Source organism: Alcaligenes sp. Lyrl_28 (assembly GCF_051948705.1).
Classification (GTDB): domain Bacteria; phylum Pseudomonadota; class Gammaproteobacteria; order Burkholderiales; family Burkholderiaceae_B; genus Alcaligenes; species Alcaligenes ammonioxydans.
The window spans coordinates 45,176-57,974 of the sequence record NZ_JAYJLG010000001.1; the positions used below are offsets into that span (position 1 = coordinate 45,176).

The 12,799-nt window shown below is 56.8% G+C and carries 8 protein-coding genes; 2 read left to right on the plus strand and 6 right to left on the minus strand.

The genetic code is table 11. The annotated features are described in order from the left end of the window. Positions 1-91: 91 nt before the first annotated feature. The 6 genes from VF694_RS00220 to fmdA form a co-directional block, all read right to left on the minus strand. Positions 92-3,217, minus strand: a complete 3,126-nt coding sequence (locus tag VF694_RS00220) for a tetrathionate reductase subunit A (RefSeq protein ID WP_440163503.1) — start codon at positions 3,215-3,217, stop codon at positions 92-94. Positions 3,218-3,236: 19 nt separating this feature from the next. Further along, entirely contained in the window at positions 3,237-4,286 is a 1,050-nt protein-coding gene (gene nrfD, locus VF694_RS00225) for an NrfD/PsrC family molybdoenzyme membrane anchor subunit (RefSeq protein WP_131071771.1), read from the minus strand. A 9-nt stretch (positions 4,287-4,295) separates the two neighbouring features. Next, positions 4,296-5,054, minus strand: a complete 759-nt coding sequence (gene dsrO / locus VF694_RS00230) for a sulfate reduction electron transfer complex DsrMKJOP subunit DsrO (protein ID WP_440163504.1) — start codon at positions 5,052-5,054, stop codon at positions 4,296-4,298. 203 nt (positions 5,055-5,257) lie between these two features. Continuing rightward, entirely contained in the window at positions 5,258-7,495 is a 2,238-nt protein-coding gene (locus VF694_RS00235; RefSeq protein ID WP_039942999.1) for a TonB-dependent siderophore receptor, read from the minus strand. A gap of 243 nt (positions 7,496-7,738) precedes the next feature. Then, positions 7,739-8,026 carry an FmdB family zinc ribbon protein gene (locus VF694_RS00240; protein ID WP_131071774.1) on the minus strand — a complete coding sequence of 96 codons (288 nt, stop codon included), beginning with the start codon at positions 8,024-8,026 and terminating at the stop codon, positions 7,739-7,741. A 57-nt stretch (positions 8,027-8,083) separates the two neighbouring features. Next, a complete protein-coding gene (fmdA, locus tag VF694_RS00245; protein ID WP_003800092.1) occupies positions 8,084-9,283 on the minus strand; it encodes a formamidase in 1,200 nt (399 codons plus the stop codon). Positions 9,284-9,737: 454 nt separating this feature from the next. Here fmdA and VF694_RS00250 point away from each other — a divergent pair, with 454 nt between their 5' ends. Beyond that, a complete protein-coding gene (locus tag VF694_RS00250) occupies positions 9,738-11,114 on the plus strand; it encodes an 8-oxoguanine deaminase (protein WP_003800091.1) in 1,377 nt (458 codons plus the stop codon). A gap of 55 nt (positions 11,115-11,169) precedes the next feature. Further along, a complete protein-coding gene (locus VF694_RS00255; RefSeq protein WP_003800090.1) occupies positions 11,170-12,702 on the plus strand; it encodes a nucleobase:cation symporter-2 family protein in 1,533 nt (510 codons plus the stop codon). The last annotated feature ends 97 nt before the right edge of the window (positions 12,703-12,799 follow it).

A 12,799-nucleotide genomic window follows, 5' to 3' on the forward strand; every position in this document is an offset into this window, starting at 1 on the left:
GTTTGACGAGGCAAAAAAGAACGCCAGACTCTTCAACGTAGAGTCGGCGTTCTTTGTCTTTCACGGCCTTAGGAGACCCGGGTCGTCTTTTCTAAGCCGACAACTTCTCCACGCGGGCTGGCAAACCTTGACGCACGGCAGCTCCTGAAACCCAATCAATCCACACGTTGTCCTGACCGTCGCCACGGGTTGGGTCCGCAAAACCCAGCTCGTTCAGGTTCACGCCAGCCGCAAGATCCGCCAGATGGGGGGTGGCCTCACCGTCGATGTGATGAGAGCGGGCGCCCAGCTCGGTATGACCAAACCCATGTTCGATCGCGATGGCCCCGCGCATGATACCGCCGCGTACCAACGCCACGCCTTCGACGGCTCCGCCTGGCGTACTGACCCGGATACGATCTCCGTTACGGATACCCATATTCTTCGCATCCTTCAGGTTCAATGAGATCGGGTTATGCGGATGCACCTGGCGCAACCGGGACATGCCAATCGACATGGAGCTCATCAAGTTGGATTTGTAGGAGCTCATCAGCAGCGGCCACTCCTGTTCAGAGAAATGTTCGCGCATCGGGCTGCCATCGGCCAGACGGGTAGGGTACCAGGTGGGGCACCCACTGAGTCGTTCGCCCGTCATGGTGTGACGCATCTTGGCCAGATCTTCGTTCCAGATCTGTAGAGCGTTGTCATAGCGATTTTTCAGCTGATTGCCTTTCCAGGCGTTTTCAATTCGATCGAAGCGTCCACCGCGGGTCAGCAACATGGCCACTTTACGCTGCTCTTCGGGATGCAAGCGCGATTGCAGCTCTGGAAAGAGGCGGTCGACACCCGTGATGCGCATATCGTCATCGGAGGCATCGCCCACCGGACGACCTGCACCAAACGCGATGTTGGCCATGCCCCGCAGGTAGAAATCCTCGGCGCACAACAAATCATGGGTATTGCCCGCCTTGTCTTTCAGGACACCCTTGCCAAAACCGGGCAGTTCCAGACGTAGCGCGACCGCAAACAGGAAACTTTCCAAGTTGATCGGCTGACCATCCGCCGTGCGCTCCACGCGGGGCTGAACAACCGGCCAGCGCAAGGTCGAGGACTTGGCGATTACGTCGGCCCAAGGCGCAGACACCCCCCAGCTTTCATAGGTGACCGTGTCCGGCACGATGTAGTCTGCATAAGCATTGGTCTCGTTGATGAATGGATTGACCGAAATCGACAGCGGGAGGGCGGCCGGATCTTTCAACTTGTGCAGCAGCGCATTTTTAAAGCCCGCGATCGCGTAGACCGGATTACTCATGTGATTGATCCAGACCTTGGCCGAGTAGGGATAGCCATTCAGCCCGGAGGCAATCATTTCGCTGCTCAAGGCGCCCACCGCGGGGTACCAGGGAGCAGGAGCCGGGTATAAGGCTTCACCTTTTGCCAGGCGGCGTTTGTACTCGCTGGATTTCTCATAGGCGAAACGATGGCGCGACAAGGACACGCCTTTGGCCGTCGCTTTTCCAGGAAACTGTGCAAAGTTGTAGCGTGGTCCCGGTCCAAAAGGCCCGAATGGGCCCGCATCCAGCACCAGGCCCCCTTTCAGGTTCAGGTTGCCCACCAGGGTATTCAACATGGCAATGGCATAAGCCGTGTAGAAACCCGACCCGTTCATGGTGCCACCATGCGCATCGGCCACTGCCTGCCGGCCATAGCTGGTGAACTCTCGCGCCAGCTCGATCAGGGCTTCTTCTTCCATGCCACAACCTTGGGCGTACTGGGCAATGGTTTTCTCCTGACTGCGCTCGCGCAGCATATGCAAGGCGGTACAGACGCGTACATCCTTGCCGTCCAGCTCAACAAGACGGTCGACAAACAGCGTCGCGCGATCCAGATCGGTATGGGCGCGCAGCTCACCTTGTTCGTCCTGAACGATAAAGGGTGATTCGGCTCCTTCGGTCACTTCCCAACCCAGGTCGGTACCGCGCAAGTAGCGGCCAAAACCAGGGTGCTCAGGATCAGCAATCAGTAAATGGCTGGCGTTAGTCCAGGAAGCCGTGTTTTCGTCCTGTTCGGCCGGGGCGTGGGGCAGGGACAAATGCTCCACATCAAAGCGCTCTTGTTCCAGAATCCAGCGCAACATGCCCATGACCAACGACAAGTCGGTGCCGGGCAGGACAGGCTGCCAGCGGTTGCCGCTGCCCGAGGCCAGGCTGGACGAGGTTGGCAGGATCGGGGAAACAACCACGTATTTAAAGGTGTTTTCAGGGCGCGAACGGGCTTCCGCCAGCTCGCGACCTTGGCGCTGGAAGGGGTTGCCGGATTGAGCGGGTGCCGCGCCAATAAACAGTCCAAAACGGGCGTTTTTCCAATCTGGCTTGCCATGCGGCATGCCTTTGATATCGCCCATGGCAGCGCCAGTGCCTACGCGGAAGCTCTGACCGCAATAAGAGCCGTGGTTGCTGACGTTAATCGTGCCAAACGCTTGTTCGGCAAAGCGTTTGACCAGCGGCGTACGACCTTCGTTGGCCGCATCGGTGAACAACAATTGATTGGCAAGTGGGCCAAACTCGGGGTTTTGCGGATCTATAAGGGTTTCATGGTCCCAAATGGCCCGCAATCCGTCGACGTGGCCTTCGTTGAACAAGTTGCCGCCTTCGCAAACCTCTTCGATCAGTTGCTCAAAGCTGATGCGTTGCCATTGCCCTGAGCCGCGCGGGCCAACACGCTTAAGGGGGGAGAGAACACGATAAGGACTGCTGTGCTGCTCTAGCATGGATGCACCGCGCGCGCAGGCGCTGGCACGGCCTTCCAGTCCATTTTCACCACCGAGCATGGCGTAAACCTCGCGTACCGGCTGCTCCATGGGGGCAGACTGGGTGGTGGCCAAGGGATGGTAGGGGTTGCCGGCAATACGCAGAATCTTATTGTTCTCCGTATCAATGCGCACACGCACCCCACATTGGGTCCAGCAGCCCAGGCAACTGGAAGGGCTGACAATCTGGCCAGGCTGCGTGTCGAGCAAGCCGGTAACCGGATCGATCCGGAATTCAGCTTGCAGAGAGTTGCCGCGGGTAGCATGGGCGGTTGGCGCTCCGGCTGTGCCTTGACCCAGACCTTGTACCGCCTTGATCACGGTGTCGCTGTAACCGGCCGCAAAAGCAGCCAGACCACCCACAGCAACGCCGCCGCGGGTCAGGACCTGTCGACGCGACAGATCGGGGGTTTCGTTTTTCTTGCTCATGACGATAAGTACCTGAAATCTAGTGGGTCTGTGCGGCCTGGGCCGTCAACGGCGCATGCCGGGCCGGGAACAGAGAGAGCAGGGTGGTGCTGGCGGCGATCAAGGCAATGCACAGGCCGAGCACACCCAGCATGCCCAGCAGTCCATCACTGCCCAAAGGCATGGTGTAGAGGTACAAACCAGCACCATATTTCGGTACACCTTGCACCGCCATGAAAATAATCCAGCGAAACACCCAGGCAGAGCCAAGCATGAAGGCGGCACACAGCAAGCTATACCACGTGCCTTGCAACGTCTCGGCCGGACGGCTGAGCATATAAAGCAGCAGCAGACCCAAAGCGCAAGAGCCCAGAAAGCCCAAACGCCATACCGGGTAGGTCTGGAACAGCTCCTGAGCGGCAGCAAAAGAGCGACTCTCACCCATCAAACCGGAGCCAAGCCACAGCAGGGCCACCAGGATCAGGGACAGCACCACACCCAACGACCAGCGGCGTATATAGTTCATCGGCAGACCGGCCACGCCACCGGGCAGAAAGCGGGCAACCAGTAACAGTGCGCCCAAACTGGCCAGGGCTGCTGTCAACGCAAAATTTACCGGCAAAAACGCGGTGTTCCACAAAGGACGTGAACGCAGCACCATCACTTCGAAGCCGCTGTAAACCAGAATCGACACGGCCGAGACCAGCAGGGCCAGGCTCAGGCCGCGCCACAAAGCGCGTTTGTCCAGCCACCAGGCCAGTACGTTCGCCACCGACAATCCGACGAACACAGGCAACAGAATGGCGCCCAATGACATCCAGGACCAAGGTGTGAAGTGGGCATAGAAATGCCAGAAACGGCCAGGTTGGTGCAAGTCGGCCAGCAAGGACACGGGCGCGGCGATGCTGCTGCACAGCAGCACAATCATCAGCGCGGGTTCCAAACGACGCAACGCGGGATCGCGGGACCAGGCGCAACGCCATACCCAGACCGTACTGGTGGCGGCCATGCCTACCAGAAAAAAGTATTGGACCGCCCAAGGTAGCCAGGCGACTTCATAGGCGGGGGTCAGAATTTCAATAATAGACATATCGGCCCTTTAGAACTGATTGGTCAGACGCACGCTGGCCTGACCATCCACACCATCGACAAACTCGTCTGGCAAGCCGATGTAAAACACATGGGGGCTGGTATTCATGCCGGGTTTGAGAACGCGGATTTCCTCTTTGTGCTCGTTGAGCAGTTGGGAAATCGTGCTGTTTTCATCGTTCATGTCTCCAATGACACGCGCTCCACCCACACAGCTTTCTACACAGGCCGGCAGCAACCCCACTTCCAGGCGATGTTCACAGAACGTGCATTTGTCGGCAGTTTGGGTTTCATGGTTAATGAAACGGGCGTCGTAAGGACAGGCCTGAACACAATATGCGCAGCCGACACAGCGCTCGTTATCCACCAACACCACCCCGTCTTCACGCTGAAATGTCGCCTGTACCGGACAGACAGGTACACAGGGTGGGTTATCGCAGTGATTGCAAAGGCGCGGCAGGCTCAGCATGGCCGCCTGCTGCTGCTCGTCGAGCACCTCGTATTGCAGAACCGTGGTTCGGAACTGCCCGATAGGCGGGGCGTTTTCGATCGAGCAACTGACCGTACAGGCCTGACAACCAATACATTTTCGTAGATCCACCACCATGCCGTAGCGGGCCCCCTCTTTCCCACTGCTGCGGCGGGGAGGCTGACTGTTCATGGCCGCTTGGACAGGCTGGATAGGAATAATGGTGGCACCGGCGCTCAGGCCCAGTAATTCCTTAAGAAAACGTCGCTTGCCCGGTTTGGGCTCGGCGGTTGGAATCATGTGTTTTCCTTTTTTTGCCTGGGTTTAACCCATTTAAATTATTTACAGTTATAAGCATATTAAGAATACGAAGTTACAGTCTTGATGAAAGTCAAAAAGAACATTTAAAGGTTGAAATGTTGATATGCAGTGATAATGGGCACAAAAAAAAAGCCCCTTCGTTCAGAAGGGGCTGTATAGGACTGATTTAAAAAGAAAAATACTTAAAAAGTCCCCCCCAGACTCAGGAAGAAAGTACGGCCAGGCTGGTTGAACGTATGAGCGCCAGCGCCATAGATGTAGTTGGGCGTCCCCAGGTTCACGCCGATTGCATTTCCGCGCCGGAACAGGCGTTTGTCAAACAGATTGTCGACACCCGCGGTGATATGCATCCGCTTGTTGATTTTGTACTGAGTGCTCAGACCAAATAAGGCGTACGGGGAGACCTTGTCGGTTGCAGAGCCTGTCAGAGTCTGCCCGTAGTAGTCGTATTTGGGTGGCTTTTGTTCGCCGTAGAACGTCGCTTTGGCCCGCAAGGACCAGTCGGCGTTTACCGTCCAGTCCAAGGTAGTGTTGATGGTGTATTTGGGAATCGTGGACAGCGCTTCGCCAGTGGTCTTGTTTTTGGACTCAATCATGTAGGTGAAGTTGGTTGACCATAGCCAGTTCGGGGCAACGGGCCAGGTCAGGTTGCCTTCCAGGCCTGAAACCACGGCTTTGGGAATGTTTTCCCACTGCAGAATCAATTGCTGCTTGTTCAGGGCGGTAAAGCTATCTACTGCAAAACGTCCTGCTTCCACTTTATTGCGGTAGTCGTTATGAAAGTAGGTCAGGCTTGCACCCAGGCCGCCGTCACCGACATACTCAATTCCCAGCTCCTTGTTGATGCTGGTTTCTGCCTTCAGGTCCGAGTTACCCTGCAGGAAGCAACCTGTCGTGCTCGATGATGTATTACCCCAGCAACCGTTACCGAGACTGTACAAGGTGTAGCCATCATTGCTTTGATACAGGTTGGGAGCCTTGTAGGCGCGGGCGATACCGGCTTTGAACAACCAGTTGTCAGTGACCGCATGCGTGAGATTGAGTGACGGGCTCCAGTTGCTGCCATGCTTGTCGTGGTAGTCAAAGCGCAGCCCGGGTGTAACGGTCGTCTGGTCGGTAGCGTAAATATTGTTTTCAGCAAACACCGAATAAATATTGGCTCGCGATTTGGGCTTGTAGGCCGTCGGTACGCCAGGGATGCGGGTAGGGTTGCGTTGCGCCAAGTCCGAGGACGTGTCGTTGAGTTCCTGGCCAACCCATTCCATACCGACCGTTGCGTATTGCTCAATACTGCCGGCCTTGAATTGATGACTGGCCTCGGCATGGGCGGTCAGGGTGCTCAGGTCAGCCGTACCAAATCCCCCATCGTTCACACGGGACGGGTCATTAAATGCCCCCTCGGTCCCGCCCGCCAGGCCCTCCAGCAGACGGTAGTTGCGTGTTTTCTCGTACTGCACATACGCCAGCGAGTTGGTTTTGTCATTCCAATCGCCCCGATGGGTCAGGGAATAGCTTTGACGATATATTTTGTTCGTTTCGTCGCCCAGTTGGCGTTTGACCTCATCATTGGTATTGGTGTTTTGGGTATCGCCGGTGTAAATATTGCCCTGGCGGCCGTAGAAAACCTCCAGGTCCACCGTGTGGCGGCTGTCGGGACGCCAGGACAGCAGACCATTGATGTCCTTGTTGCGCACCCCCTCACGCCCGGCAGGCAGACTGTTGGCGTTGGCCCCCCCGCGTTCGGTCTGGTGGCCTTTATTGATCTCCGGGTCGTCCGCATCGGTCTTGTTCAGGTTTCCGTATAGGCGAAAGGACAGGGATTCGCTGATGGGGCCGCTCAGGCCAAAATTCATGCGGCGTGTCGCCCCTTCATCGCTGTGTTCGGGCACATTCCCATAAAGAGAATAGGAGCCCTGGAACGTGTCGGTGGTGGGCTTGGTAATGATATTGACCACCCCTCCGGCTGCTCCGTTACCGTAACGAGCTGCGGCTGGGCCGCGCAGCACTTCTACTCGTTCGATCTGCTCGGCAGGAACCCAGTTGGTGTCGCCGCGGGAATCGCGTTCGCCCCGCCAGCCAAATCGCACGGCAGAGCGTGAACTGACCGGTTTGCCATCAATCAGAATCAGCGTGTTTTCCGGGCCCATGCCGCGGATATCAATTTGCCGATTATTGCCACGCTGCCCGCTGGCTGAATTACCCGTCAGGTTGACCCCCGGCATGGTGCGCAGCACTTCGGAGATGTCGTTGGCGGGTGGGGATTTCTGGATGTCGTCGGCGGTGATGACAGACGACCCCAAGGTTTGCTTGAGCTCTTGTTCGGCCTTGACCACGATGCGCTCCAGTTCCTCGACCTCTTGCGCTCGCGTCTGAACAGGGAAGGCCAAGCTCATCGCTACAGCCAGACTGCTTAGGGACATAAAGGGGACACCGCCAGGCCTACGGCGCGTAGCGGCGAAAGAGGAGGACACCGACATGATTAACACCTAGTAATAATGAGATTGATTCGTGATTATAAACAAGGTGGGCGGTGTTACAAAGTGATAATTTCGTATGGCCGATACAAAGGGATCGGCGCATTCAGCCCGACATCCAGCCGCTGCCGGTCAAGACAAAGCCCTTGTCAAGACGGGCAGCGTGCGTGGTAGACAGGGTGAATGCGCTTAAGCGCAGACACTGCAGCCAGGGCCCATGCAAGTATGGATAACCGAGTTGCGCGTACTGGAGCGCGTGCCGGGGCCAGTCACATTATTACCGGCCAGGGCTTGTTGAGGGGTCAGGCCCCGCGCGGGGCTGGATTTGCTGAACAGACGCCGAGGAGCACTCAGCTGCAGCAAAAGACTGCCTTTTTCACAAGCAGGGCAAACTTGAGGGTCGTTGCGGGCAGCCATGCTGCGCAAATGGCTGCTGCGTTGCAAGCAATGATTGCAAAGATAGTCGTACAAAGGCATGGCAAATCCAAGTGAAACGGGCCCTGGTCTCAATGAAAGACCAGGGCCATAGACCGATTAGCTCAGCTTACAGCGTGTGCCTGGACGGCCAAAACGAGCGGCATCATTCAAGGCACCCTTAGGCAGAATATCGGTATCAAAAATACCGGTAGGCAAGGCCAGGGAGGCGGAGCTGTTGGGCAGGTCCACCACGCCACCGTAACGACCCTCAACGGGAGCGGCCGTCAGGAGCATGTACGCTTGCGCGCGCGACAAGTCCGTGGTGCGGCTGATGTAATCAATCGCCGCCAGGCAAGCCTGACGGTACGCGACCGTGGAGTCCAGATAGTAGTTCACGCCTTCTTCCACACTGATCCCGGTAAAGTGCATCCACTGATCGTACTTGGGGTCGTGGCGGCCCGGCACGTAGATAGGCGCGGTCAGATTATATTTGGCCATGCCCCCTTTGATCAGGTCAAAGCCAAGGTGGGCAGCGCCGTCCATCTCAATGGCGCCACAAAAGGAGATTTCGCCATCGCCCTGGGAGAAGTGCAAGTCACCCATGGACAGGCCAGCCCCTTTGACGTACACGGGGAAGTAAATCCGCGAACCGATGGTCAGATTCTTGATGTCCAGGTTGCCGCCGTGCTCACGCGGGGGCACGGTACGGGCGGCTTCGGCAGCCATACGGTCAAATTCCGCGCCCTTGACACCGCGCAGCACCGCTGTCTTGGCGTCGGGTGGATTGGCGTGGCCCTTGGGTACGAGCAAGGCTTCCCGACGATTCCACTCACGCAGCAACTCATGCGAGGGCAGGGTGCCGATTAGGCCGGGATGCATCATGGCAGCGATGCGTACACCAGGGATATGCCGCGAGGTGGCATACACACCATGCAGGTCCCAGATGGCCTTGTCGGCTTCGGGGAAATGCTCGGCCAAAAAACCACCGCCGTTCTCTTTGGCAAAAATGCCCGAGAAACCCACCGGGGTAATACAACGAATATCCAGCAGGTCCACCACCAGAATGTCACCGGGCTCGGCGCCTTCCACGTGGATCGGGCCGGTCAGGGGGTGAGCACGGGTCAGGTCAACGTCGCGCACGTCGTTGGCGCTATCGGTGTTTTTAATCTGGGCATCCAGAAAATCCAGGCATTCCAGAATCATTTCTTCACCCGGCTTGACGCTGGTCAGATCGGGAATATCAGGATGCCATCGGTTGTGCCCTATTTCAGCTTGTTCGGCCAGGGGTGCGCCGGGTTTGATTTTTATATGCTGCATGTGTTCTCCGAAGTATGTGTGCGAGGTTCGCACCAAGGCGCTTTTTCAGGCGCTTGACCACACCATTAACACGACTGGACAAGCATGGTCAAAATCAGCCAAGCAACGGTTTTATATGCATTTTTTTGCCAGTAAATAATTTCTTAAGTGAGTCAATGATTTAGACATTAAGCGATTAAAAAACAATAAACCGCGCTTTTTGTCTAGAGGATAAATCCTGATCTGGCGCAGGTTTTTTATGTCGGCGCGTACCGTTAATAAAAAGGGGTATGGACATACGCTAATTCGTATAGAAGACATACGAGTTTCTTAATGGCCCAAGCAGATTCAAGGCCAGACACGGAAAAGGGGGCTTGGTTCGTAAGGCTCCGAATAACCCTTATCACCAACGCGCAATAAGACAGCAAGTTGAACTGACAACAATAAAAGCAAATAAAACGCAGGAGACACCCTTGTGACTAGCTGTTCCCCCATCCTGTGGATTCGACATCCACTGGCTTGTTCTGACGCGGATGCCGCCGGTGGCGTGCTGATTCAAGACAGCCGCATTATCGAAAAAGTAGCGTCTGGTCAGCAACCGCGACAGGCCTATGACCAAACCTGGGACGCCTCACGTCATGTATTGCTGCCCGGTCTGGTCAATACTCATCATCATTTTTATCAGACCTTGACCCGGGCCTATACCCCCGCCTTGAACAAACCGTTGTTTCCCTGGCTGACCACCCTGTATGACGTATGGGCAGGCTTGGATGATGAGCAGATGCAGGTGGCCAGTGAGCTGGCGATGGTGGAGCTGCTGCAATCGGGCTGCACTACGGTGGCTGACCACCATTATGTGTTTTCGGGCGCCTTGCAGCATGCAATTGACTGTCAGGCTGAAACGGCCCAGCGTCTGGGCGTTCGTGCGGCATTGACGCGAGGCTCCATGAGTGTAGGCCGCGAGCAGGGCGGCTTACCGCCGCAAATCGTAGTGCAGGACGAGCAAACCATTCTGGATGACAGTCTGCGCCTGATTCGCCAGTATCACCAGCGCGAGGACGGCGCCATGATTACCTTGGCGCTGGCTCCCTGTTCGCCTTTTTCTGTCAGCCGTGAGCTCATGCGTGAAAGTGCCCAACTGGCCGAGCGCGAAGACGTGCGTTTGCATACCCATCTGGCCGAAACCGACGATGAAACCGCCTACTGTGAACGCCTCTTTGGCATGCGTCCACTTGATTACCTGGATCAGCAGGGATGGTTGAGCAATCGTACCTGGCTGGCGCATGGCATTCATTTCAATGACGAAGAGATTCAACGCCTGGGTCGGGCAGGGACCGGCATCGCCCATTGCCCCTCCTCCAATATGGTGTTGGGAAGTGGCCTGTGCCGCACCATTGAGCTGGAAGCGGCAGGCGCACCGGTTGGTCTGGCGGTTGATGGTTCGGCTTCCAACGATCACTCCAATCTGGCTCAGGAAATGCGGCAGGCCCTGTTGTTAGGCCGGCTGCGTTACCAGCCAGGGCAGGTCACCCATCAAGCCGTCATTCGTTGGGCCACCCAGGGTTCGGCCCGTTGTTTGGGCCGGGACGATATTGGCGGTCTGAACGTTGGACAGCAAGCAGATCTGGCCCTGTTCACTCTTGATGAATTGCGTTTTTCGGGTGCGGAAAACCCCCTGGCTGCCTTATTGCTGTGCGGTGCGGACCGCGCTGACCGCGTGATGGTCGCAGGTCAGTGGCGTGTCATTGACGGCCAGGTCTGCGGGATTGATCAACACGATTTGATGCAGCGTCATCAAGGCGCCGCATGTCGTTTGCGTGACAAGGCACTGTCCGGCGCAGTGACGGCTTAAGTTCAGTAGCGACAGGGCCGACAGAGCCCTGCCTCATTATTCCTCGGAGACAGTTATGACAAGACCTGCACAGGCAAGGGCTGCGGCAACGGCGCCGCGTCCTGAAGACGAGAATCTGGGCCTGGGGGCCAATCTGGCCTATGGCTTTCAGCACGTATTAACCATGTATGGCGGCATTATTGCCGTCCCGCTGATTATTGGTGAGGCTGCGGGCCTGCCTGCCAACGAAACAGGGCTGTTGATTACCGCCTGCCTGTTCATGGGCGGGCTGGCCACCTTGCTGCAGACCCTGGGCGTTCCTTTCTTCGGCTGCCGGCTGCCCCTGGTACAAGGGGTGTCCTTTTCAGGCGTTGCCACCATGATCGCCATTTTGGGCACGGGCGGCGGTTTGCCCGCGGTGTTTGGCGCAGTGATTGCGGCCTCCTTCATAGGGTTGCTGATTACCCCCATCTTTTCTCGAGTCATCCGTTTTTTTCCGCCTCTGGTCACCGGTTGTGTAATCACCACGATTGGGCTGACCCTGATGCCGGTGGCGGCCTTCTGGGCGATGGGCGGCAATCCACAGGCGCCTGACTTTGGCAGTGTCGGCAATATTTCCCTGGCTGCCCTGACCTTGCTGATCGTGCTGCTGCTCAGCAAGCTGGGAAGTGCCACTATTTCTCGCCTGTCCATCTTGCTGGCTATTATTATTGGCACTGTCATTGCCGTTGCCATGGGACATGCGGATTTCTCAGCGGTCAGCGAAGGGGAGGTATTTGCCTTGCCCAGCCTGTTCCATTTCGGCATGCCCACCTTTCAGACGGCCGCGATCATCTCCATGTTCATTGTGATCATCGTGACCTTGGTCGAGACCTCGGCGGATATTCTGGCAGTGGGCGATATCATCGAGACCAAAGTGGACGCCCGCCGTCTCGGTGATGGTTTGCGCGCCGATATGCTCTCCAGCCTGCTTGCTCCCGTTTTTGGCTCCTTCACGCAAAGCGCCTTTGCCCAGAATGTAGGCCTGGTAGCGGTAACCGGCGTGAAAAGTCGCTATGTTGTCGCCTTTGGCGGCCTGATCCTGATTGCTCTGGGCTTGTTGCCGGTAATGGGACGCCTGGTCGCTGCTGTGCCGCCGGCCGTTCTGGGCGGTGCGGGCATGGTGCTGTTTGGCACGGTCGCAGCCAGCGGCATCCGTACCTTGGCCAAAGTGAACTATGACAACAATATGAACCTGATTATTGTGGCCACCTCAATTGGCGCAGGCATGATTCCCATTGTGGCACCCAAGTTCTACGAGCACTTCCCGGTCTGGTTTGCAACGATTTTCCATTCCGGTATCAGCTCGGCCGCTCTGGTCGCCATCGTACTGAATCTGCTGTTCAACCACTTCACCCTGGGCAATTCCGAGCATCCTTCCGTATTTGCAGCTGGGGGAGGCCGCTATCTGCGTGTCTCGGATCTGGCCAAATTGAATGAAGGTGATCACGTGATTAATGGCAAGGTGATGGACAAAGACGGCAAGGAGATTCCGGTCATTGATGACGATCATCCACTGGCCCATGAGCCCGTCCTGCCACACGCCAAGCCAAGCCTGAGCAGTACGTAAGGCTGGGCAGTCCCTCTTGGCAATATTTGCTCAACGTCTACACGGTCGTACCTTTGGCCGCCTTGTCTCTCTAACGAGCAGGGCGGTTTTTTTACGC